The sequence below is a fragment of the Streptomyces sp. NRRL S-1022 genome (assembly GCF_000720135.1).
In the GTDB taxonomy this organism is placed as follows: domain Bacteria; phylum Actinomycetota; class Actinomycetes; order Streptomycetales; family Streptomycetaceae; genus Streptomyces.
Map to the genome: position 1 here is coordinate 118920 of NZ_JOIU01000013.1, position 22790 is coordinate 141709.

17 protein-coding genes are annotated in these 22790 nt (G+C 69.0%); 8 read left to right on the forward strand and 9 right to left on the reverse strand.

Annotated elements, in window-relative coordinates:
- Positions 1-69 precede the first annotated feature (69 nt).
- Both murJ and IG05_RS0119970 read right to left on the reverse strand, forming a co-directional pair.
- Positions 70-2409 carry a murein biosynthesis integral membrane protein MurJ gene (gene murJ / locus IG05_RS0119965; protein ID WP_030344382.1) on the reverse strand — a complete coding sequence of 780 codons (2340 nt, stop codon included), beginning with the start codon at positions 2407-2409 and terminating at the stop codon, positions 70-72.
- A 45-nt stretch (positions 2410-2454) separates the two neighbouring features.
- A complete protein-coding gene (locus tag IG05_RS0119970) occupies positions 2455-4827 on the reverse strand; it encodes a DUF6049 family protein (RefSeq protein WP_030344384.1) in 2373 nt (790 codons plus the stop codon).
- A 257-nt stretch (positions 4828-5084) separates the two neighbouring features.
- Between IG05_RS0119970 and IG05_RS0119975 the strand changes: the two genes are divergently transcribed.
- Positions 5085-6527, forward strand: coding sequence for a CCA tRNA nucleotidyltransferase (locus tag IG05_RS0119975; protein ID WP_030344386.1), 1443 nt, complete (start codon positions 5085-5087; stop codon positions 6525-6527).
- A 94-nt stretch (positions 6528-6621) separates the two neighbouring features.
- On the opposite strand, the gene IG05_RS0119980 is transcribed toward IG05_RS0119975, so the two are convergent.
- The 3 genes from IG05_RS0119980 to IG05_RS0119990 form a co-directional block, all read right to left on the reverse strand.
- A complete protein-coding gene (locus IG05_RS0119980; protein WP_030344388.1) occupies positions 6622-7902 on the reverse strand; it encodes an MFS transporter in 1281 nt (426 codons plus the stop codon).
- Positions 7903-7992: 90 nt separating this feature from the next.
- Entirely contained in the window at positions 7993-9075 is a 1083-nt protein-coding gene (locus IG05_RS0119985; RefSeq protein WP_030344389.1) for an inositol-3-phosphate synthase, read from the reverse strand.
- 43 nt (positions 9076-9118) lie between these two features.
- The gene (locus IG05_RS0119990; protein WP_030344390.1) at positions 9119-9802 is read right to left on the reverse strand and encodes a PadR family transcriptional regulator; all 684 of its coding nucleotides are present in this window, start codon (positions 9800-9802) and stop codon (positions 9119-9121) included.
- A 396-nt stretch (positions 9803-10198) separates the two neighbouring features.
- On the opposite strand from IG05_RS0119990, the gene IG05_RS0119995 reads away from it, so the two are divergent.
- Positions 10199-12916, forward strand: coding sequence for a transglycosylase domain-containing protein (locus tag IG05_RS0119995; RefSeq protein ID WP_199808349.1), 2718 nt, complete (start codon positions 10199-10201; stop codon positions 12914-12916).
- A 129-nt stretch (positions 12917-13045) separates the two neighbouring features.
- Positions 13046-14599, forward strand: coding sequence for a glycosyltransferase family 87 protein (locus IG05_RS0120000; protein ID WP_199808350.1), 1554 nt, complete (start codon positions 13046-13048; stop codon positions 14597-14599).
- Between the two features lie 128 nt (positions 14600-14727).
- Here the strand turns inward: IG05_RS0120000 and IG05_RS0120005 are convergent, their stop codons facing one another.
- The 3 genes from IG05_RS0120005 to IG05_RS0120015 form a co-directional block, all read right to left on the reverse strand.
- Positions 14728-15759 carry an alanine racemase gene (locus tag IG05_RS0120005; protein WP_030344393.1) on the reverse strand — a complete coding sequence of 344 codons (1032 nt, stop codon included), beginning with the start codon at positions 15757-15759 and terminating at the stop codon, positions 14728-14730.
- A gap of 85 nt (positions 15760-15844) precedes the next feature.
- Positions 15845-16963: a lipid II:glycine glycyltransferase FemX gene (locus IG05_RS0120010; RefSeq protein WP_030344394.1), complete on the reverse strand. Its 1119-nt coding sequence runs from the start codon at positions 16961-16963 to the stop codon at positions 15845-15847.
- Positions 16964-17082: 119 nt separating this feature from the next.
- Positions 17083-17397, reverse strand: coding sequence for a hypothetical protein (locus tag IG05_RS0120015; RefSeq protein WP_030344395.1), 315 nt, complete (start codon positions 17395-17397; stop codon positions 17083-17085).
- 275 nt (positions 17398-17672) lie between these two features.
- Here IG05_RS0120015 and rpsF point away from each other — a divergent pair, with 275 nt between their 5' ends.
- The 4 genes from rpsF (at position 17673) to rplI (ending at position 19379) form a co-directional block, all read left to right on the forward strand.
- Positions 17673-17963 (forward strand): 30S ribosomal protein S6, encoded by a 291-nt coding sequence (rpsF, locus tag IG05_RS0120020; RefSeq protein ID WP_030344396.1) that lies wholly within the window; start codon positions 17673-17675, stop codon positions 17961-17963.
- Between the two features lie 78 nt (positions 17964-18041).
- On the forward strand, positions 18042-18620 hold the full coding sequence (locus IG05_RS0120025; protein WP_030344397.1) for a single-stranded DNA-binding protein: 579 nt from the start codon (positions 18042-18044) through the stop codon (positions 18618-18620).
- Between the two features lie 57 nt (positions 18621-18677).
- Complete coding sequence (gene rpsR, locus IG05_RS0120030; protein ID WP_003949403.1) at positions 18678-18914, forward strand: 30S ribosomal protein S18; 237 nt, start codon at positions 18678-18680, stop codon at positions 18912-18914.
- A gap of 18 nt (positions 18915-18932) precedes the next feature.
- Positions 18933-19379, forward strand: coding sequence for a 50S ribosomal protein L9 (gene rplI / locus IG05_RS0120035; RefSeq protein WP_030344398.1), 447 nt, complete (start codon positions 18933-18935; stop codon positions 19377-19379).
- 102 nt (positions 19380-19481) lie between these two features.
- On the opposite strand, the gene IG05_RS0120040 is transcribed toward rplI, so the two are convergent.
- Complete coding sequence (locus tag IG05_RS0120040) at positions 19482-20819, reverse strand: MATE family efflux transporter (RefSeq protein WP_030344403.1); 1338 nt, start codon at positions 20817-20819, stop codon at positions 19482-19484.
- Positions 20820-21300: 481 nt separating this feature from the next.
- On the opposite strand from IG05_RS0120040, the gene dnaB reads away from it, so the two are divergent.
- Positions 21301-22779 carry a replicative DNA helicase gene (dnaB, locus tag IG05_RS0120045; protein ID WP_030344405.1) on the forward strand — a complete coding sequence of 493 codons (1479 nt, stop codon included), beginning with the start codon at positions 21301-21303 and terminating at the stop codon, positions 22777-22779.
- Positions 22780-22790 lie beyond the last annotated feature (11 nt).

Here is a 22790-nt window from a genome sequence, read left to right on the forward strand (position 1 = left end):
ATTGTGCCCACAGTCCGCCGCTATGCACGACACGCGGCGGCGGACGATGGTTGTGCGGCTACCCCCGCCTCACCGACCCAGGCGCCCGCGCACCATGCCGACGAGCGAGTTGAGTTCCTCGATGCGCATCCTGCGCGCGGCGACGAAGAAGACGCCGAACAGGACCACACCGCCGACGACCAGCGCGGCGAACGAGCCGATCACGCCCTGGCCGAGGGTGTGCCCGATGCCGTAGCAGGCCGCGCCGCTCAGCAGGGCCGCCGGCACCGAGGCGATCCCCAGCCGCGCGTACGTCCGCAGCACCCGGGACCCGTCCAGGTCACCGCCGAGCCGCTTGCGCAGCCGGCGCCAGGCGACACCCACACCGATGGCGTAGGCGAGACCGTAGGCGGCGGCCATGCCGACGACCGCCCAGCGCGCCGGCAGCAGGAAGTAGCACAGCGCCGCGGCACCCGCGTTGACCGCGGCCACGATGACCGTGTTGTAGAACGGCGTGCGGGTGTCCTCGTAGGCGTAGAAGGCACGCAGCACGACGTACTGCACGGAGTACGGGATCAGGCCTAGGGCGAAGGCCATCAGCATGTAGCCCATGTTGGTGGCCGAGCCGGTGCCGGCGGAGCCGAAGACCAGGGTGCACATCGGGATACCGAGCGAGATGAACCCGAAGGCGATGGGCACGATGGCGACCGCGGTGGTGCGCAGGCCCTGCGAGATGTCGTCACGGACGGCTCCCGAGTCCCCCTCCGAGGCCGAGCGGGAGATCCGCGGCAGCAGGGCGGCCATCAGGGAAACGGTGATGATGGCCTGCGGCAGACCCCAGATCAGCTGGGCATTGGCGTAGGCGGCGAAGCTGGTGCCCGCGACGCCGGAGTCCTTGCCCGCGGCGATGGACAGCTGGGTCACCACCAGGGCGCCCGCCTGGTTGGCGAGGACGAACAGCACCGTCCACTTGGCGAGCATCGCGGCCTTGCCCAGACCGTGGCCCCGCCAGTCGAAGCGCAGCCTGATCCGGAAGCCGGTCTCGCGCAGGTAGGGGATCATCGCCAGCGCCTGGACGACCAGGCCGAGCAGCACACCGACACCGAGCAGGCGCTGGCCCTCCGGCGGGATGGTCTCGACCTTCATGTGCGAGTTCGAGGCGGTGCCGTAGACCCAGATGAACATGCCGAGCGTCACGATGATGACGATGTTGTTCAGGACCGGGGTCCACATCATCGCGCCGAACTTGCCGCGCGCGTTCAGGATCTGACCCATCACCACGTGGACGCCCATGAAGAAGATCGAGGGCAGGAAGTACCGGGTGAAGGTGACCGCGACCTCGTTCGCGGCCGGATTGTTGGCCACGGGGTTGGCCAGCGCCCGCACCAGCAGGGGCGCGCCGAGCATCGCGAGCCCGGTCAGCGCGGCCAGGGCCACCATGACGAGGGTCAGCAGCCGGTTGGCGAAGGCTTCGCCGCCGTCCTCGTCCTCCTTCATGGAGCGCACCAACTGCGGCACGAACACGGAGTTCAGGCCGCCGCCGACGGTGAGGATGTAGATCATGGTCGGCAGCTGGTAGGCCACCTGGAAGGAGTCGGCGAGGAAGCCCAGGCCCAGCGCGGCGGCGATCAGCGCGGAGCGGACGAAGCCGGTGAGGCGGGAGACCATCGTGCCCGCCGCCATGACCGCGCTGGACTTCAGCAGCCCGGTGGCCCGCCCGCCCTTCTTGGCGGGAGCGGCAGCGGCGGCGGAGGCGTCCGGTTCGACGGCCGCGGCCGGACCGGCGGGGTCCGGAGCGCCGGCCGGTGCGGGCACCGCGGACTGCGCCGGGTATCCGGTCCCGGCGTACGGGTGGCCCTGCTGCGGGCTCCGACCGTGCTGCTGGGGGTACTGGCCGGGACCGACGCCGGCGCCGGGCGCGGCGGCCGGCCCGGGGACGGCCGGGGGATCCATGGGCGCGTGCCCGCCGCCCTGCTGCTGGTCCTTGAAGAGATGCGCGAAGGCGTCCGGCTCGTGGTACTCCTCGCCGGAGTGCGAGACCAGGTCGTCCACGCCGACGAACTGGGTCGTGCGCGGGTCTTCGCCGTAGGGCAGGTACTGGGTGGCGCTCCCCGGCTCCGGCGCCGGGGTCTGCGCCCACACGTTCGGGTCGGGGGCGTAGGGCGACTGGGCCGGCGGGGCGTACAGCGGCTGCTGCTGGTCATACGGCCCCGGGGGAGGCGGCGGGTGCGCGGCGCGGTCGTACAGCGCCTCGGCGACCGGGTCCTGGGCGGACAGGTCGTGCGCCCGGTAGGGGTCCTGCTCGTAGGCGTCCTGGAGATACATGTCCGCCGCGTGCTGCGGCGGCACCTGGCCGGGCTCGGGCGGCGGCTCGGGGTAGCCCGAGCCGGCCGCGCCCTGACCGCGGTCACCGTCGTACGGCGCGTTCATGCTTACCCCACCTCATCGTCCCGGGCCCACCGGCCACGACATCGCTCAACGGTCCACTCTCTCACCCGTCCCGGACGGGTCGGCGCTTTCCGGTGCGGTGTCCGGCGCAGGGTCACTCGGGTGCTCCGGGTCGTCTGCTCCGGAGGCGGAGCCGGACTCTCCGGTGAGACGGTCCCCGGGTGCCTCGGGGTTCCCGGGCTCGTCAGCGCCCTCCTCCGCCGGGCCGGGGCCGTCCTCCTCGGCCTGCCGGGCGGCGGCGCGCTTGCGCTGGGTGTACATCCGGAATCCGGCGAGCACCAGGAGCAGGACGCCACCGCCGATGACCAGCATCACGGTGGGCGTGACCTCGGTGACCTTCACATCGAAGCTGACGGCGTCGCCGTAGGGCTGGCCGTCCTCGGTGAACAGCTGGGCGAGGACCGTCACCCGGCCGTTGGCGTTGGCCGAGGTGGTGAACTTCACCGACTGGCTGTGCCCGCCGGAGATCTCCACGGGCTGCTCGTCGTAGGCCTTGCCGCCGATCTCCAGACGGGTCGGCTGGGTCGAGGTGAGGCGCAGCACCAGGTGGCCGACGGGCTGGACGAGGTTGTTCTGGACGGTCACCGGGATGGTGGCACTGCGGCCCGAGAGCTTGGTCTCCGACTTGTCGATCAGCTTGACCTGCTCGGCCAGGTCGTCGACCCAGTCCTCCACGCCGTCGCGGTAACCGTCCGCCGCATCGCTGCGGCCGCGCCAGGACGCCGACATCTCGCGGTTTATGGCCCGGCCGAACGGCGTGACCACGCGGGACTGGTTGGTGAGGACCACCCGGAACCGGTCGAGCTTGTCCTGGGTGCGGGCGATCTGCTGGAAGGCCGTCCCCCGCAGCTCCTGGCGGCGCAGCGAGGAGGGGTAGGCGGACCGCGAAGGGATGCGCGTGGTGGCGCCCGGGTCGGGCTTGTCCTTGGCCGTGGCGGTGAGGTCCTGCGGCTGGGACCAGGTGCCGCCCTGGAGCGCCTTCAGCGCCGTCGCCATCGCCTGCGCCTGGCTCGCCGTGGGCATGCGCTGCGGGGCGACGACGATGCTGCGCTGCTTGTCCGTCTGCGCGTTCAGCTCCAGGCTCTGGGCCAGGAACCGCTGGACGGCCAGGGTGGCCGAGCCCGCCTTCGTCAGGTCGTCCTCGAACGCCGTGGACAGCCGGGCGTCGGCGACCACCGCCGTGGTGCCGCCGCCGACCGGGCGGGCGGCGGACGGCGTGTACGTCAGCCCGGCGGTCTCCTGGAGGCTGTCGCTGCGGGCGATCACCCGGTCGGCGCCGGCGGAGGTCGCGACCTTCATGATCGACGGGTCCACGGCGCCGTCCACCGGCCAGGCGAAATCGGTGCTCGGCGTGACGTGGAGCACCGTCTTGACGGTGATCGCGGCGACGTCGCTGGCGTCCTTGAGGTGGCTGAGCGAGCCGGTGACGCTGGTACCGCGGTGCGCCAGGGACGCCAGGTCGGGATCACCGAACGGCAGCGCGACGACCTCCTTGCCGGCCACCGCCTTCTGCAGGCCGGCCAGCCACTGCTTGGCGGCCGCCTGGTTCTCCCGTGAGCCGGGCGTGCTGGTGCCGTCGGGGTCCTGGAGCCGGTAGTTGCCGGCGGCCATGGCGTCGACCGAGGCCAGCAGGTCCGGGTCGATCACCCAGGTGACGTCCAGGTCCTTGCCCAGCTCCACCATGCGGGTCAGCCGGCCGCCGGGGCCCAGCTCCTTGGCCAGGTCGTCGTCGAGGAACTCCGGCGTCTGCGCTTCGCCCGCGCCTGTCTTGGCGGTCATGTGGACCGTGGAGATCAGCGGCCACAGGAACGTCGTCTTCGTCCTGGTGTCGGCGTCCGACGACTGCCACGGCAGGAAGGTCCGCTGGATGCCGAGCACCTGGTCCCAGGGCTGGGCGGAGGTCTGACCGGAGAGCGCGACCCCGAACTCGTAGACCCCGTCGTCACCGAGGTCGAGCTTGTCCACCGGGACGGAGATGGTGAAGTGCTCGGCGACGCCCGGGGGCAGCTTGTCGAAGTTCTCCTCGTACTTGTCACCGACGTCGGTGCCGGTGCTGCCCTGCGTCTCGTCGGAGTGCCGGGCGACGGAGTCGATGGCCGAGCGCGTGGTCAGCGGGGGGCCCACCCGCAGCCCCACATGGGCGTCGGTGACGGTCTGCTTGCCGTTGTTGGTCACCGTGCCGGACACGGTCAGCGTGTCGCCGTCCGTGGGGGCATTGGGGCTGAGCGAGTCCAGGGAGACGGACACCGTGTCGGAGGAGGCGGCCTGGGCGGGCCCGGCCGCGGGCAGCTGGAGCAGGCCGGCCAGCAGTGGCGCCCCACAGAGCAGTGCTCCGGCGCGCCGCAGCCACCGGCGGGCAGGTGAGGCACTGGTCCTCTGGAAGTCAGCCGCCTCGGCCACGCGCTCGCCCGTCCCTCGTCGTCGTCAGTGGTCGTCGGAATGTGCGTCCACGCATGGTAACGATGCGCGCTGAACGGAAGTGCCGCGGTCTCCGCCACAAGATCGAAGGACAGCCGTGGCCCGTCCTCTATATCCAGTATCGAGGGGAGAGCGCCCTTACGCCGCAAGAGCAGTGCTTGCAGCGGGTATGCCGGGAGGTGTTCGCACCGCTCAATGGGGGCGCCCTCGGCCGCGCGGGGCACGTACCCTCTTCTGTTGTGCCGAACCCCAACGAAGACACTCCCTCCGCCCTGAGTCAGGCGCAGCAGCGCGCGGTCGCCGAGCTGCTGCGGGTGGCCCCCGTCGCCGACGATCTCGCCCGCCGCTTCCAGCAGGCCGGCTTCTCGCTCGCCCTCGTCGGCGGATCGGTCCGCGACGCGCTGCTCGGCCGGCTCGGCAACGACCTGGACTTCACCACCGACGCCCGCCCCGAGGACGTACTGAAGATCGTCCGGCCATGGGCGGACGCCGTCTGGGAGGTGGGAATCGCCTTCGGCACGGTCGGCGCGCACAAGGACGGCTACCAGATCGAGATCACCACCTACCGGTCGGAGGCGTACGACCGCACCTCCCGCAAGCCGGAGGTGTCCTACGGCGACTCCATCGAGGAGGACCTGGTCCGCCGCGACTTCACGGTCAACGCGATGGCCGTGGCACTGCCGGAGAAGGAGTTCATCGACCCGCACGGGGGTCTGGAGGACCTCGCGGCACGCGTGCTGCGCACACCGGGCACGCCCGAGGCGTCGTTCTCGGACGACCCCCTGCGCATGATGCGAGCCGCCCGGTTCGCCGCCCAGCTGGACTTCACGGTCGCCCCCGAGGTCGTCACCGCCATGACGGAGATGGCCGGGCGCCTCGACATCGTCTCGGCGGAGCGGGTCCGGGACGAGCTGAACAAGCTCATCCTCTCCGCACACCCGCGCAAGGGCCTGACGCTGCTCGTCGACACCGGGCTCGCCGGGCATGTGCTGCCCGAGCTGCCGGCGCTGCGCCTGGAGAGCGACGAGCACCACCGGCACAAGGACGTCTACGAGCACACGCTGATCGTCCTGGAGCAGGCGATCGAGCTGGAGCAGGACGGCCCGGACCTCACTCTCCGCCTGGCCGCGCTCCTGCACGACATCGGCAAGCCGCGCACCCGCCGGTTCGAGAAGGACGGCCGGGTCTCCTTCCACCACCACGAGGTGGTCGGCGCCAAGATGACCAAGAAGCGCATGACCGCGCTGAAGTACTCCAACGAGCTGGTGAAGGATGTCTCGCGGCTGGTCGAGCTCCATCTGCGCTTCCATGGCTACGGCACCGGGGAGTGGACGGACTCGGCGGTCCGCCGGTATGTGCGTGACGCCGGCCCGCTGCTGGACCGCCTGCACAAGCTGACCCGCTCCGACTGCACCACGCGCAACAAGCGGAAGGCGGCCGCGCTGTCCCGGGCCTACGACGGTCTGGAGGAGCGCATCGCCCAGCTCCAGGAGCAGGAGGAGCTGGACGCGATCCGTCCCGACCTGGACGGCAACCAGATCATGGAGATCCTCGGTGTCGGCCCTGGTCCGGCCATCGGTCAGGCGTACAAGCACATGCTGGAGCTGCGCCTGGAGAACGGACCGATGGAGCACGATGCCGCGGTCGCGGCTCTCAAGGAGTGGTGGGCCGCACAGGACTGAGTGAGTCCCGGGCGATGTTTCACGTGAAACAGCCGTCCGGAACGACGGAACCGAGGGGCGACGTTTCACGTGAAACATCGCCCCTCCCGCTGTCTTACCGGTACGGGACGTCCTGCCGGCGCAGGGAGCGAGTCAGTCCGGCGGCGATCACGCCGTAGACGACGGCGACGACCACCACGAGCACCGCCGAACGGCCGTCCGGAGGGAGCATCACCGCCGCCACCCCGGCCGCGCCGACGAACGCGACATTGAAGAGCACGTCGTACACGGAGAAGATCCGGCCGCGGAAGCCGTCCTCCACGCGGGCCTGGACGAGGGTGTCCGTGGCGATCTTGGCGCCCTGGGTGATCAGGCCCAGGACGAATGCCGCGACCATGAGCGGACCGGTGGCGAACGGAAGGCCCAGGGCCGGTTCCAGCACCAGGGCCGCCGCGGAACACACCACGATCCAGCGGCCGGGACCGAGCCGGCCAACCGCCCAGGGCGTCACCACCGCCGCCGCGAAGAATCCCGCGCCGGACAGCGCCAGCGCCACGCCCAGCAGCCGCAGCCCTTCCTCGGGTGTATCGGCGAGGGCGTAGCGGCAGAGCATGAGCAGCAGGACGAGCAGTGCGCCGTAGCAGAAGCGCATCAGCGTCATCGCGGCCAGCGCCGAGGCCGCCTCCCTGCGCTGCGGCGCCGCCAGGTGCCGGACGGCGGCGAGCAGCTCGCGTGCCGTCTCGGCGAGCACCGTGGTCAGACGGGGGCGGGCCGGGTGCCGGTCGGGGCCGAGGAGGCCGGGTGCCAGGCTCAGCGAGGCGAGGCTCGCGCAGCCGTACAGGAGGGCGCCCGACAGGACCACGACCGCGTCGGAGCCGGAGGCCACGATCCGTATGCCGAAGGCCAGCCCGCCGCCGGCGGTCGCGGCGAGGGTGCCGACGGTCGGGGAGAGCGAGTTGGCCAGCACCAGGCGTTCGGCGTCGACCACCCGGGGCAGGGCGGCCGACAGCCCGGCGAGGACGAAGCGGTTGACCGCGGTGACGCACAGCGCGGAGGCGTAGAAGAGCCAGTCGGGGGCGTTGCCGATCATCAGGGCGGCGGTGGCCGCGGCCAGCAGGGCGCGCAGCAGATTGCCGTACACGAAGACCTGCCGGCGGCGCCAGCGGTCCAGCAGGACCCCGGCGAAGGGGCCCACCAGGGAGTAAGGGAGAAGCAGGACCGCCATCGCCGAGGCGATCGCGGTGGCCGAGGTCTGCTTCTCCGGGGAGAAGACGACGTACGCGGCGAGTGCGACCTGGTACACGCCGTCGGCCCCCTGGGACAGCAGGCGGACGGACAGCAGGCGCCGGAAGTTCCTCAGGCGCAGCAGGACGCGCAGGTCACGGACGACGGGCATGGATCACACCCTCACACATGCGGAAGGTCCCCGGGTCGCGGAACCCGGGGACCTTCACCGCCCTGGCAGGAGCGTTCGCGTGCGAGCGTCTTAGCGCTCGACCTCACCGCGGATGAACTTCTCGACGTTCTCGCGGGCCACGTCGTCGAAGTACTGGACCGGCGGGGACTTCATGAAGTACGAGGACGCCGACAGGATCGGGCCGCCGATGCCGCGGTCCTTGGCGATCTTCGCGGCGCGCAGGGCGTCGATGATGACACCCGCGGAGTTCGGGGAGTCCCAGACCTCCAGCTTGTACTCCAGGTTCAGCGGGACGTCACCGAAGGCACGGCCCTCAAGGCGGACGTAGGCCCACTTGCGGTCGTCCAGCCAGGCCACGTAGTCGGACGGGCCGATGTGGACGTTCTTCTCGCCGAGGTCCCGGTCGGGGATCTGGGAGGTGACGGCCTGCGTCTTGGAGATCTTCTTGGACTCAAGGCGCTCACGCTCAAGCATGTTCTTGAAGTCCATGTTGCCGCCGACGTTCAGCTGCATCGTGCGGTCCAGGATGACACCGCGGTCCTCGAACAGCTTCGCCATGACGCGGTGCGTGATGGTGGCGCCGACCTGGGACTTGATGTCGTCACCGACGATCGGCACACCGGCCTCGGTGAACTTGTCCGCCCACTCCTTGGTGCCGGCGATGAAGACCGGGAGGGCGTTGACGAAGGCGACCTTGGCGTCGAGGGCGCACTGGGCGTAGAACTTCGCCGCGTCCTCGGAGCCGACGGGCAGGTAGCAGACCAGGACGTCGACCTGCTTGTCCTTGAGGATCTGGACGACGTCGACCGGCTCCTCGGCGGACTCCTCGATGGTGGCGCGGTAGTACTTGCCGAGGCCGTCGAGGGTGTGGCCGCGCTGGACGGTGACACCGGTGTTGGGCACGTCGCAGATCTTGATGGTGTTGTTCTCGGAGGCGCCGATGGCGTCGGCGAGGTCGAGACCGACCTTCTTGGCGTCGACGTCGAACGCGGCGACGAACTCCACGTCGCGCACGTGGTAGTCACCGAACTGCACGTGCATCAGGCCGGGGACCTTGGACGCCGGGTCGGCGTCCTTGTAGTACTCGACTCCCTGCACCAGCGACGCGGCGCAGTTGCCCACGCCGACGATGGCTACGCGAACCGAACCCATTCCGGTTGCTCCCTGTGTGTACGAGTGAGGCCCTGACTGGGTCTCACGTGGCGGTGTCGCCGGGCGTATCCGTCCGGGGGGTGTCCCCGGGACGGGGCAGGCCGCCCGTCGATCCATTGGTGGTGTCCTGCTGAGCGGACCCCCCGGATGCGGAACCCTTCAGGTCCCGACCGGCCCGCTCGCTCTCGATGAGCTCGTTCAGCCAGCGCACTTCGCGCTCCACGGACTCCATCCCGTGGCGCTGGAGCTCAAGTGTGTAGTCGTCGAGGCGCTCCCGGGTGCGCGCCAGGGAGGCGCGCATCTTCTCCAGGCGCTCCTCCAGGCGGCTGCGCCGGCCCTCCAGGACGCGCATGCGAACATCGCGCGAGGTCTGCCCGAAGAAGGCGAACCGTGCGGCGAAGTGTTCGTCCTCGTACGCGTCGGGGCCGGTCTGCGAGAGCAGTTCCTCGAAGTGCTCCTTGCCTTCCGCGGTCAGCCGGTAAACGATCTTGGCGCGGCGTCCGGCGAGCGGGGCGGCGAGGGCGTCGTCGTGGGTGTTTCCGGGCTCCTCGATCAGCCAGCCGTTGGCGAGCAGCGTCTTGAGGCAGGGGTACAGCGTGCCGTAGCTGAACGCACGGAACACACCGAGTGACGTGTTGAGTCGCTTGCGCAGCTCGTAGCCGTGCATCGGGGACTCACGGAGCAGGCCGAGCACGGCGAACTCAAGGATGCCGGAGCGCCGGCTCATCGTCGCCTCCTCCCGGTCCCGCAGGCCGTTCCCGCAGGTCTCGCAGTGTCTGTCAGCGTCTTTATCTCGTGCTGATGTATCGACTCGATACATCAGCACGATAGAACGGCCTACCGCAAGCGACAAGAGGTGTGATGGTGAACGGGATCACATCACCGATTCGCAGGAGGCAACTTGCCTGTTTTGGGGTGAACTTCGTAGCTCGGCGGGTTTTGGTGGTGCGTAGTCTGTGCGGCATGCACACCACCGGGAACCGCGTGATGCCCGGGGAGCGTCGTCGTCCCTGGTGCAGTACGGGTGAATGCAGGACCGACCACATCCGTACTTCGGGGGGACCGGAAACCAGCCGCCGTTCCAGGCGCGCACGGGTGCGCCTGCCCGAGGAGTAATCGTTCGATGAGCGAGCACCGTCGCAAACCGCCGCAGCCGCAGGGAGGCGGACGTGCCGAGGCCCGACGCGGCCAGTCCGGCCCGTCCTCCGGCCGCCGTGCGGCACCGCGAGGCGCCACCGAGTCTCCTTCCGACTCCTATGGGTCCCCTTCCTATGGGTCGGAGGCCACTGGTCCGGGAGGCGAGGATCGTCCCTATGGCGGCCGTGCCGAGGCCCGCCGTGCCGCGCAGAAGGGCGGCCGACGCAGAACCGCCGACAATCCGCCCCCCGGTGGCCGGCGCGGCGGCCCGTCCGGCCCTTCCGGGCCGACCGGTCCCGGGCGCGGGCGGGGCCGCGCGACGACGGCCCCCGGCAAGAAGCGGTTCATCGACTACCCCAGGGCCGGCAAGGACGGCTGGGGACGCTGGGTACCGTCGTGGAAGCTGGTCAGCGGGCTGTTCATCGGCTTCGTCGGCAGCCTGGTGGTGATGGTCGGCGTCGGCTACGCGATGGTCTCGATCCCGAACGAGAACGACGCGGCCAAGTCGCAGAACAACGTCTACTACTGGGCCGACAACACCCAGATGGTGGCCACGGGCACCGGGGTGAACCGGCAGAACGTCAACATCGACCAGATCCCCGAGGCGATGCGGTACGCCGTGATCTCCGCCGAGAACAAGTCCTTCTACCAGGACTCCGGCGTGGACCCCATGGGCATCGCGCGCGCCGTGGCCAACATGGCACGGGGCGGTCAGACGCAGGGTGGCTCGACGATCACCCAGCAGTACGTGAAGAACACCTACCTGAGCCAGGACCAGACGCTCACCCGCAAGTTCAAGGAGATGTTCATCTCCATCAAGGTGGGCGCGAAGCTCGGGAAGAACGACATCCTGCAGGGCTACCTGAACACCTCGTACTTCGGGCGGGGCGCGTACGGCATCCAGGCGGCGGCGCAGACCTACTACGGCAAGAACGCGGTCGACCTCAAGCCGAGCGAGTGCGCCGTCCTGGCGGCGCTGCTCAAGGGCCCGACGTACTACGACCCCGCCGGAAACCAGGACCTGGACAAGTCGGCGACGCCCCAGGCCAACCAGAAGCGTTCCGAGGACCGCTGGGCCTGGATCCTCGGCGAGATGCACAAGGACAAGCACCTCAGCGACGTCGATTACCAGAAGGCGATCAAGAAGTACCCGCAGCCCGACGGCCGCAAGGCCACCAAGGGGATGACGGGGCAGATCAGCTACCTGGCCGACACGGCGAAGAAGTACGTGCTCGCCCACTCCGACATCACGGAGGCGCAGTTCGACAAGGGCGGGTACCAGATCTACACGACCTTCGACAAGAAGAAGGTCAACGCGCTGTCCAAGGCCGTCAAGAGCGTCCAGAAGGAGCGCCTCGACCCCAAGCACCGGGACCTGGACAAGTACGTCCAGTTCGGTGCGGCCTCGGTGAAGCCTGCGGACGGAAGGATCGTCGCGCTGTACGGCGGCGACGGCTACGAGAACGGGCACTTCACCAACAACGCCGACACCTCCGGCGTCCCCGTGGGTTCGACCTGGAAGCCGTTCGTACTCGCCGCCGCCATGCAGTACGGCACGTACAAGTCCGACGGTCAGGGCGTTTCCCCGCTGAGCAAGTACAACGGCAACGACCATCTCAAGGTCTACAAGCCGGATGGGTCGTACTACCTCAACAAGGACAACACGCCCTTCTACCAGAACAACGAGGGTCCCAAGCCCTGGGGCTACATCACCCTGCGCAAGGCGATGGAGCAGTCCATCAACACGCCGTTCGTCCAGCTCGGTGTCGACGTGGGAATGACACACGTCCGGGACGTGGCCAAGACGGCCGGCATCCTCGACCAGAGCATGTCGCAGAACCTCAACCCGTCCTTCGCCATCGGTACGTCGACGCCCAGCGCGATTCGTATGGCCGACGCCTATGCGACGTTCGCCGCCTCGGGCAAGCAGGCGGACCCGTACTCCGTGACCGCCGTCAAGGTCAACGGCGCGGACGCGCCCAGCTTCGTCAAGCCGAAGCCCGCTCCCAAGCAGGCACTGGAAGCGGACATCGCCAACAACGTGACGAACGTCCTGGAGAACGTGATCCAGAACGGTACGGGCCAGAAGGCCAGGGCCCTCGGTCGTACGGCGGCGGGCAAGACCGGTACCACCGACGAGAACAAGTCGGCCTGGTTCGTCGGCTACACCCAGCAGCTGTCGACCTCCGTCGCGATGTTCCGTGAGAACCCCAAGGACCACAAGCTGCTGTCCATGAACGGCACGGCCGGTGTGGACTCGATCCACGGTGGTGACATCCCGACACTCGTGTGGACCGAGTACATGCAGGACGCCCTCAAGGGAACGAACGACCTGGGCTTCCCGGACGCTCCCGAGATCGGAACGGTGCAGAACGAGGCGGGCGCCCCCTCCCCGACCCCGAGTGTCACGATCACGCCGAGCCAGACGCCGAGCGCAACGCCGAGCCCGTCGCCGAGCAAGACGACCACCACGCCCTCTCCCTCGGCGAGCGAGTCCTGCCAGTTCGGCGCCTGGGACCCGAACTGCAACGGGAACGGCAATGGGAACGGCAACGGCAACGGCAACGACACCGGAGGCGTGGACACAGGCGGTGTCGACGGAGGCGGAGGCACGACACCGACACCGACGGTCACGGACACCACCGGGACAGGCAACACCCGAGGAAACGGCAACGGAGGCTTCTTCGGCGGCCAGACGGGCTAGCCCGGTGATCCGACCGGTTGGCGACCATATCGCCCGCCAGGGGTGTTTCACGTGAAACGGGGGCCGCCGCACCTACCAGGTGCGGCGGCCCCCGGCTTTTTCCCAGGCGGGTACGGCAGGATGTGCCCCATGCCCAGTGCAGAGATGACGCCCGCGAGCATGCCCGAGCCCGAGCCCGCGGGGCATGCCGTGGCAGAACCGGTGCAGCCGACCAGGGAGGACGGGGTCGCCGCCGCCGGCAGTGAGCTGATCGGCGGTCCCCTGGGGCGTCACGCCCTGCTCGGAGGTTCCTGGTGGACCCCCGTACGGGTCGTCGCGCTCGTGGCGATCGGTATGTTCGCCCTCGGTCTCGTCCAGAAGGCGCCCTGCTATGACAGCGCCTGGTTCTTCGGTGCGAGCAGCCAGTACACGCATGCCTGCTACTCGGACATCCCGCACCTGTACCAGGGCCGCGGGTTCGCCGATCACCTCGTGCCGTACTTCGACAAGCTTCCCGGCGACATGGACTACCTCGAATACCCGGTGCTGACCGGTGTGTTCATGGAGGTGGCCTCCTGGCTGACGCCGCACAGCGGCAGCATCCAGCACCAGGAGCAGTGGTACTGGTTCGTCAACGCGGGGATGCTGATGGTGTGCGCCGCCGTCATCGCCGTCTGTGTGGCCCGCACCCACCGCCGACGCCCCTGGGACGGTCTGCTGGTGGCCCTGGCGCCCGCCTTCGCGTTGACCGCGACCATCAACTGGGACCTGCTGGCGGTGGCGCTGACGGCCGCCGCGATGCTGATGTGGGCACGCGGCCGGGCCATCGCCTTCGGTGTCCTCCTGGGGCTCGCCACGGCCGCCAAGCTGTATCCGGTCGTGCTGCTCGGGCCCCTGCTGGTCCTGTGCTGGCGGGCCGGCAAGTGGCGCGAGTTCTTCAAGGCGGTGGCCGGGGCGGTGGCCGCCTGGCTCGTGGTGAACCTGCCCGTGATGCTCGCGCACGACGCGACGGGCTTCCACATCCGCGAGGGCTGGGCGAAGTTCTACACCTTCAGCCAGGAGCGCGGTGTCGACTTCGGCTCCTTCTGGCTGATCTGGGCGCAGAACTCCAGCAACCCGCCCACCACGAACTTCGTCAACAACGCGGCCATCGTGCTGGTGGTGCTGTGCTTCCTCGGCATCGTCGCGCTGACCTTCACCGCCCCCCGCCGGCCGCGTTTCGCCCAGCTGGCCTTCCTGATGGTGGCCGCCTTCGTCCTCACCAACAAGGTCTACTCCCCGCAGTACGTCCTGTGGCTGGTGCCGCTGGCGGTTCTCGCCCGGCCCAAGTGGCGGGACTTCCTCATCTGGCAGGCGTGCGAGGTGGCGTACTTCCTGGGCATCTGGATGTACCTCGCCTACACGACCAGCGGAGACGCCCACAAGGGTCTGCCGACGCAGGGCTACCAGTGGGCGATCGTGGTGCACCTGGTGGGCACGCTGTACCTGTGCGCCGTCGTCGTACGGGACATCCTGATGCCGGAGCGGGACGTGGTGCGCCGGTCCGGCGACGACGATCCCTCGGGCGGTGTGCTCGACGGCGCGGAGGACGCGTTCGTGCTCGGTGCGGCGGCCCATCCGCCGCGGCACGCCGCGTACGTCGAGGGGTCACAGGTGGACTGGGGCCGGCCCGAGGAGCTCGCCCACAAGGGCCGTTCGCTCTGAGCGAACACATGGCGACGCCGCTTCGGTGCGAGCCCCGGCCGGCCGGCACGCCGTGGCCTGTGCACGCGGAAGGCCGCACCCGGACGCTCCGGGTACGGCCTTCTCGCTGTCGCGGACGGACTCAGGACTCAGCGGTCCACGAGGCGGTCGAACTGGGTCGTGGTGTGCCGCAGATGGGCCACCAGCTCGTCACCGACCTGGGGCTCGGGGGCGTCCGAGGGCACGAACAGGATCGACACCTGCATGTGCGGCGGCTCGGCGAACCAGCGCTGCTTGCCGCCCCAGACGAACGGGGAAAGGTTCCGGTTGACCGTCGCGAGGCCGGCGCGTGCGACGCCCTTGGCGCGCGGCATGACGCCGTGCAGGGCCTTCGGGGCCTCCAGGCCCACCCCGTGCGACGTACCGCCCGCCACGACCACCAGGAAGCCGTCCGAGGCCGCCTTCTGCTGCCGGTAACCGAACCGGTCGCCCTTCGCCACGCGCGTGACGTCCAGCACGGCACCGCGGTACTCCGTGGCGTCGTGGTCACCCAGCCACAGCCGCGTGCCGATGCGCGCGCGGAACCGGGTCTGCGGGAACTGCTGCTGGAGCCGGGCCAGATCGTCCGCCCTGAGGTGGCTGACGAACATCGTGTGCAGCGGCAGCCGAGCCGCGCGCAGCCGGTCCATCCAGCCGATGACCTCCTCGACGGCGTCCGAGCCGTCGGTGCGGTCCAGCGGCAGGTGGATGGCGAAGCCCTCCAGCCGGACGTTCTCTATGGCCTGGTGCAGCTGCGGCAGGTCGTGCTCGCTGATGCCGTGCCGCTTCATCGAGGACATCACCTCGATCACGACACGGGCGCCCACGAGGCCGTACACGCCGTCGATGGACGACACCGAGCGGACGACCCGGTCGGGCAGCGGGACCGGCTCCTCGCCGCGCCGGTAGGGCGTCAGCACCAGCAGATCACCGCTGAAGAAGTCCTTGATGCGTGCGGCCTCGTACGTCGTGCCGACGGCGAGCAGGTCGGCACCGAGCCGCGTGGCCTCCTCCGACAGCCGTTCGTGCCCGAAGCCGTAGCCGTTGCCCTTGCAGACCGGGACGAGTCCCGGGAACTGCTCCTGCACGTGCTTGTGGTGCGCACGCCAGCGCGCGGTGTCGACGTAGAGCGTGAGCGCCATGGCCGGACCCGGAACCTTTCTCGTGGCTGCGGTGGATCAGAGGTGTGTGAGCTGTGAAGGCTATGGAATCAAACGCCCGCGCGGCTCAGCGGCGCGACATGTAGATGTCGAGCGCCTTGTGGAGCAGCTTGTTCAGCGGGAAGTCCCACTCGCCGAGGTACTCGGCGGCCTGGCCGCCGGTGCCGACCTTGAACTGGATCAGGCCGAAGAGGTGGTCGGTCTCGTCCAGCGAGTCGGAGATGCCGCGCAGGTCGTAGACGGTGGCACCCAGCGCGTAGGCGTCGCGCAGCATCCGCCACTGCATCGCGTTCGACGGGCGGACCTCGCGGCCGATGTTGTCGGAGGCCCCGTAGGAGTACCAGACGTGGCCGCCGACGATCAGCATCGTCGCCGCGGACAGGTTCACGCCGTTGTGGCGGGCGAAGTACAGCCGCATGCGGTTGGGGTCCTCGGTGTTGAGGGCCGTCCACATGCGCTGGAAGTACGACAGCGGGCGGGGCCGGAAGTGGTCACGGACGGCCGTGATCTCGTACAGCCGCTGCCACTCGGCCAGGTCCTGGTAGCCGCCCTGGACGACCTCGACGCCGGCCTTCTCGGCCTTCTTGATGTTGCGGCGCCACAGCTGGTTGAAGTTCTTGTGGACCTCTTCCAGGGAGCGGTTCGCCAGCGGCACCTGGTACACGTAGCGGGGCTGCACGTCGCCGAAGCCGGCGCCGCCGTCCTCACCCTGCTGCCAGCCCATGCGGCGCAGCTTGTCGGCCACCTCGAAGGCGCGCGGCTCGATGAAGTCGGCCTCCACGTCGCGCAGCCGCTTGATGTCCGGGTCCTGGATGCCCCTCTTGATGGTGTCCGCGTTCCAGCGGCGGATGATCACCGGCGGGCCCATCTTCACCGAGAAGGCGCCCTGCTGCTTCAGGTGCGCCAGCATCGGCTGGATCCAGTCGTCCAGGTTCGGCGCGTACCAGTTGATGACCGGGCCCTCGGGCAGGTAGGCGAGGTAGCGCTTGATCTTGGGCAGCTGGCGGTAGAGGACCAGGCCCACGCCGACCAGCTGGCCGCTCTTGTCGAACCAGCCGAGGTTCTCCGAGCGCCACTCCGCCTTCACATCTGCCCAGGCCGGGACCTGCATGTGGCTCGCCGCCGGCAGGCTCTGGATGAAGGCCAGATGCTGCTCGCGACTGATGGTCCTCAGGGTCAGGCTCATTCGGGGCGCTCCTCGGGCTGGTGTGTCCCCATGGGTACAGGGGCTCCGGCTCTCGCGCCGAAGCCTACTGCGCCTTCCGAGCGCCCCGACTGGGCGTAGGGGTCTTGACCCCGGCGAAGTCAGCCGATGAGGCCACCGAAGAGGCCGCCGTGGGCCATGCCGATCAGGAAGCCGACCCCCGCGGCACCGAGACCCAGGATCAGGAAGAACCGCTGCCGCGTGGTCACCGAGACCCACTGTCCGTAGACCCCCGTGGCCAGCGCCACCAGGCCCGCCCACGAGCTCAGCAGGTGAAGGCTGTGGAAGAAGCACGTGATGAAGGACAGCAGGCCCAGGGCGAACGTCACCGCCATCAGGGCGTCCTGCAGCGGATGGCGCTTGCCGTCCGTGGCGAAGAGGGATCCGGCGGTGTTGGGCTGCAATGCCTGTGCCATGGGCACCTCCTGCGGAAAGCGGCGCATGGTAGCGCCGCACACACCCGATGTGTACAGATTGTCGGCTCCGGGGGCCGGATTTCAACCGGAAGCGGGTGTGCGGGTAGTCTGTACCGTCTGCACTGGTGTCTGCCCCGGACCTGATGAGGTCACACTGCCCGGCTCCCCTGAGGGAACCCCGATTGTCAGTGGCGGCGGATACCGTTGCGTACGCATCACAACCCTCCTGCCACGGAACGACCGTGGCCGCTGAGTCCAAAGGAGGTGGGTTCCACATGCGTCACTACGAGGTGATGGTCATCCTCGACCCCGATCTCGAGGAGCGTGCTGTCTCCCCGCTGATCGAGAACTTCCTGTCCGTCGTCCGTGACGGCGGCGGCAAGGTTGAGAAGGTCGACACCTGGGGCCGTCGTCGTCTCGCCTACGAGATCAAGAAGAAGCCCGAGGGCATCTACTCGGTCATCGACCTGCAGGCCGAGCCTGCGGTCGTCAAGGAGCTCGACCGCCAGATGAACCTGAACGAGTCGATCCTCCGGACCAAGGTCCTCCGCCCCGAGACCCACTGAGCCCTTCCGCTCAGCTGATCTCGGGATTCGAGTAGCAACCAAGCAGCCAGAGCAGCAAACCCGCCGAGAGGTTCCCCCATGGCAGGCGAGACCGTCATCACGGTCATCGGCAATCTTGTCGACGACCCCGAGCTGCGCTTCACCCCGTCCGGTGCGGCGGTCGCGAAGTTCCGCGTCGCGTCCACTCCCCGCACCTTCGACCGCCAGACGAACGAGTGGAAGGACGGCGAGAGCCTGTTCCTGACCTGCTCGGTCTGGCGTCAGGCGGCGGAGAACGTCGCCGAGTCGCTCCAGCGAGGCATGCGCGTCATCGTGCAGGGCCGGCTGAAGCAGCGGTCCTACGAGGACCGCGAGGGCGTCAAGCGCACGGTCTACGAGCTGGACGTCGAGGAAGTCGGCCCCAGCCTGCGCAACGCCACGGCCAAGGTCACCAAGACCGCCGGTGGCGCTCGCGGTGGCCAGGGTGGTTACGGCGGCGGTGGCGGCCAGGGTGGCGGCGGCTGGGGCGGAGGCTCCGGTGGCGGCCAGCAGGGCGGCGGCGCTCCGGCCGAGGACCCGTGGGCGACCGGCGCTCCCGCCGGTGGCAACCAGGGTGGCAGCGGCTGGGGCGGAGGCTCCGGCGGCGGTGGCGGCTACTCGGACGAGCCCCCCTTCTAGGTCCTCGGACCAAGGGTGGGTCGTACCCCAACTTCTTGATCACACAGGAGAAACACCATGGCGAAGCCGCCTGTGCGCAAGCCTAAGAAGAAGGTCTGCGCTTTCTGCAAGGACAAGGTCACGTACGTGGACTACAAGGACACGAACATGCTGCGGAAGTTCATTTCCGACCGCGGCAAGATCCGTGCCCGCCGCGTGACCGGCAACTGCACGCAGCACCAGCGTGACGTCGCCACGGCCGTGAAGAACAGCCGTGAGATGGCGCTGCTGCCCTACACGTCCACCGCGCGCTAAGGGAAGGGTGACCGACTCATGAAGATCATCCTCACCCACGAGGTCTCCGGCCTCGGTGCCGCGGGCGACGTCGTGGACGTCAAGGACGGTTACGCTCGCAACTACCTGATCCCGCGGAAGTTCGCTATCCGCTGGACCAAGGGTGGCGAGAAGGACGTCGAGCAGATCCGTCGTGCTCGCAAGATCCACGAGATCCAGACCATCGAGCAGGCCAACCAGGTCAAGGGTCAGCTCGAAGGCGTGAAGGTCCGTCTGGCCGTCCGCTCCGGCGACTCCGGCCGTCTCTTCGGTTCCGTCACCCCGGCCGACATCGCGTCCGCGATCAAGGCTTCCGGTGGCCCCGAGGTGGACAAGCGCCGCATCGAGCTGACCGCTCCGATCAAGACCCTGGGCGCCCACGAGACGTCCGTGCGTCTGCACCCCGAGGTTGCCGCCAAGGTCAACATCGAGGTCGTCGCGGCCTGATCGCCGCGTGATCGCTGTGCTCGCTTGAGCCAGTGAAAAGGGGCCGTACCTTCAGGGTGCGGCCCCTTTTCACTGGCCGAGGGCATGTTTCACGTGAAACGGTCAGCGGGCCGCGCCAGTCACGAGCCAGCGTCCCGAGCGGGTACGCAGCCACAGGGTCAGCATGCGGATCGTCATCATCAACGTCATCGCTGCCCAGAGCGCGGTGAGCCCGCCGCCGAAAGTGGGGACGAGCAGGGCCACCGGAGCGAACACCGCCAAGGTGACGACCATGGCCCAGGCCAGATAGGGACCGTCACCCGCGCCCATCAGGACCCCGTCCAGGACGAAGACGATCCCACAGACGGGCTGTGAGAGCGCCACGAGCAGCAGGGCCGGCAACGCGGCGTCCTTGACTCCGGTGTCGCTGGTGAACAGCGGCAGGAAGGCCGGTCGTGCGGCCACCACGAGCAGGCCCAGTACGACACCGGTCGCGATGCCCCACTGGATCATGCGCCGACAGGCCTGGCGAGCCCCCTGCGCGTCGTCCGCGCCGAGATAGCGGCCGATGATGGCCTGCCCCGCGATGGCGATCGCGTCCAACGCGAAGGCCAGCAGGCTCCACAGGGACAGGACGATCTGGTGCGCGGCGATGTCGGCGTCCCCGAGGTGTGCCGCGACGGCTGTGGCGATCATGAGAATCGCCCGCAGGGAGAGCGTGCGGACGAGGAGCGGAACGCCGGCCTGGGCGGAGGCCCGGATACCGGCGGCATCGGGCCGGAGGGAGGCACCGTGCCGGCGGGCTCCGCGGACGACGACGGTCAGATAGACGGCGGCCATGCCGCACTGGGCGATGACCGTGCCCCAGGCCGAACCGGCGATGCCGAGCCCGGCGCCGTAGACCAGTCCCGCGTTGAGCGCGGCGTTGGCGATGAAGCCGGCGACGGCGACGTAGAGCGGGGTCCTGGTGTTCTGTAGACCGCGCAGTACTCCGGTCGCGGCCAGGACGATGAGCATGGCCGGGATGCCCAGGGAAGAGACACGCAGATATGTGGTGGCGTAGGGGGCCGCTGTGGTGGAGGCGCCGAAGAGGTCCACGATGCCGGAGGCCAGGGGGAGGACGACGGCGATGACGGCAAGGCCGAGCAGCAGCGCCAGCCAGATGCCGTCCATGCCCTGGCGGATGGCTGCCGGGAGATCACCGGCACCGACGCGGCGGGCCACCGCGGCGGTGGTGGCGTAGGCGAGGAAGACGAAGACGCTCACGGCGGTGGTCAGGAGCGCGGAGGCGACACCGAGACCGGCGAGTTGAGCGGTCCCGAGGTGGCCGACGATCGCACTGTCCGCCATGACGAAGAGAGGCTCGGCGACCAGGGCGCCGAAGGCCGGGACGGCCAGCGCGACGATTTCGCGGTCGTGCCGGCGCCGGGTGGCCTTGGGGATCTCTGGAGCCTGTGTCATGAGCATCAATGTAATCGTCCACAGGTAAGAGATGCAATTGGCAAGTGATCCTTACTTCCGGTCGAAGGGTGTGTCCTTTCGGGTGCCGTTCGAGGCGATCTTGGCCCGACTGGGGAAGTTTTTTCTCTGCACAGCCGGTGGATCATAAAAGTGCAGGTCAACGGCTTGTTGGTCCGGAGATCGAGGGCTTGTTCACAGGGCTTTCCACCGGGTCGTGCACAGGTTTCGCCGAGTTCTCCACAGCATCGGGGCGGTCGTCCACATGGCCTGTGGATAACCAGATTGGCTGACGGTGCCGACGGGCCTACGGTTGTCCGGCGCCCGCTCCTTCCTCCGGCCCGGCAAGCGCTCTTCTTCCGGTCGGAGAATCGTCACAAATCAGACGTGCCAGAACCGGAGTTGGGCCTCTCAGTTGTCAGTGTCGTGCCGTACAAAAGAGGACACGGCGAGGTCCGCCGTGCGGACGGGAGGAGGTGGCTCGGTGAGCATTTCCGAGCCCTTGGACGATCCGTGGGCCGACAGCGGGCCCAGTGATCGTCTGCCGGCCTCCCGTCGGCGCAGTGACGGCGGCCGGGGTCGTGACGAACAGCACGACCGGGGCCGGGACAACGGGACCTGGGACGGCGGAGGTTCGTCCTTCGAGCGGATCCCGCCGCAGGACCTGGACGCCGAGCAGTCGGTCCTGGGCGGCATGCTGCTGTCCAAGGACGCCATCGCCGACGTCGTCGAGATCCTCAAGGGCCACGACTTCTACAAGCCCGCGCACGAGACGATCTACACCGCCATCCTGGACGTCTACGCCAAGGGCGAGCCGGCCGACCCGATCACCATCGCCGCCGAACTCACCAAGCGCGGCGAGATCAACAAGGTCGGCGGCGCCGCGTATCTGCACAGCCTCGTCCAGACCGTCCCGACGGCGGCCAACGCCGAGTACTACGCGGAGATCGTCCACGAGCGGGCCGTCCTGCGCCGCCTGGTCGAAGCCGGCACCCGCATCACGCAGATGGGATACGCGGCCGACGGCGACGTGGACGAGATCGTCAACAGCGCCCAGGCCGAGATCTACGCCGTCACCGAGCAGCGCACCAGCGAGGACTATCTTCCCCTGGGCGACATCATGGAGGGCGCCCTCGACGAGATCGAGGCGATCGGCTCACGCAGCGGTGAGATGACCGGGGTGCCCACCGGGTTCACCGACTTCGACTCGCTGACGAACGGCCTCCACCCCGGGCAGATGATCGTCATCGCGGCCCGGCCCGCCATGGGTAAGTCGACCCTCGCCCTGGACTTCGCGCGGGCCGCCTCCATCAAGAACAACCTGCCGAGCGTCATCTTCTCGCTCGAAATGGGCCGCAACGAGATCGCGATGCGTCTGCTGTCCGCCGAGGCGCGGGTCGCCCTGCACCACATGCGGTCCGGCACGATGACGGACGAGGACTGGACGCGGCTCGCTCGCCGGATGCCGGACGTGTCGGCCGCGCCGCTCTACATCGACGACTCCCCGAACCTGTCGATGATGGAGATCCGGGCCAAGTGCCGCCGCCTCAAGCAGCGCAACGACCTGAAGCTGGTCGTCATCGACTACCTCCAGCTGATGCAGTCCGGCGGCTCCAAGCGCGCCGAGAGCCGTCAGCAGGAGGTCTCGGACATGTCCCGAAACCTCAAGCTGCTCGCGAAGGAGCTGGAGATCCCGGTCATCGCCCTCTCCCAGCTCAACCGTGGTCCCGAGCAGCGCACCGACAAGAAGCCGATGGTCTCCGACCTGCGTGAGTCCGGCTCCATCGAGCAGGACGCCGACATGGTCATCCTGCTGCACCGCGAGGACGCCTACGAGAAGGAGTCACCGCGCGCGGGCGAGGCCGACCTGATCGTCGCCAAGCACCGAAACGGTCCGACGGCCACCATCACGGTCGCGTTCCAGGGCCACTACTCCCGTTTCGTGGACATGGCCCAGACCTGATCCGCCGGGCA

Bases quoted from the DNA above. Each gene is read 5' to 3' on its own strand.
- murJ (WP_030344382.1), bottom strand. From the start codon at position 2,409: ATGAACGCGCCGTACGACGGTGACCGCGGTCAGGGCGCGGCCGGCTCG.
- IG05_RS0119980 (WP_030344388.1), bottom strand. From the start codon at position 7,902: ATGCCCGTCGTCCGTGACCTGCGCGTCCTGCTGCGCCTGAGGAACTTC.
- IG05_RS0119985 (WP_030344389.1), bottom strand. From the start codon at position 9,075: ATGGGTTCGGTTCGCGTAGCCATCGTCGGCGTGGGCAACTGCGCCGCG.
- IG05_RS0119990 (WP_030344390.1), bottom strand. From the start codon at position 9,802: ATGAGCCGGCGCTCCGGCATCCTTGAGTTCGCCGTGCTCGGCCTGCTC.
- IG05_RS0119995 (WP_199808349.1), top strand. From the start codon at position 10,199: ATGAGCGAGCACCGTCGCAAACCGCCGCAGCCGCAGGGAGGCGGACGT.
- IG05_RS0120000 (WP_199808350.1), top strand. From the start codon at position 13,046: ATGCCCAGTGCAGAGATGACGCCCGCGAGCATGCCCGAGCCCGAGCCC.
- IG05_RS0120005 (WP_030344393.1), bottom strand. From the start codon at position 15,759: ATGGCGCTCACGCTCTACGTCGACACCGCGCGCTGGCGTGCGCACCAC.
- IG05_RS0120010 (WP_030344394.1), bottom strand. From the start codon at position 16,963: ATGAGCCTGACCCTGAGGACCATCAGTCGCGAGCAGCATCTGGCCTTC.
- IG05_RS0120015 (WP_030344395.1), bottom strand. From the start codon at position 17,397: ATGGCACAGGCATTGCAGCCCAACACCGCCGGATCCCTCTTCGCCACG.
- rpsF (WP_030344396.1), top strand. From the start codon at position 17,673: ATGCGTCACTACGAGGTGATGGTCATCCTCGACCCCGATCTCGAGGAG.
- IG05_RS0120025 (WP_030344397.1), top strand. From the start codon at position 18,042: ATGGCAGGCGAGACCGTCATCACGGTCATCGGCAATCTTGTCGACGAC.
- rpsR (WP_003949403.1), top strand. From the start codon at position 18,678: ATGGCGAAGCCGCCTGTGCGCAAGCCTAAGAAGAAGGTCTGCGCTTTC.
- rplI (WP_030344398.1), top strand. From the start codon at position 18,933: ATGAAGATCATCCTCACCCACGAGGTCTCCGGCCTCGGTGCCGCGGGC.
- IG05_RS0120040 (WP_030344403.1), bottom strand. From the start codon at position 20,819: ATGACACAGGCTCCAGAGATCCCCAAGGCCACCCGGCGCCGGCACGAC.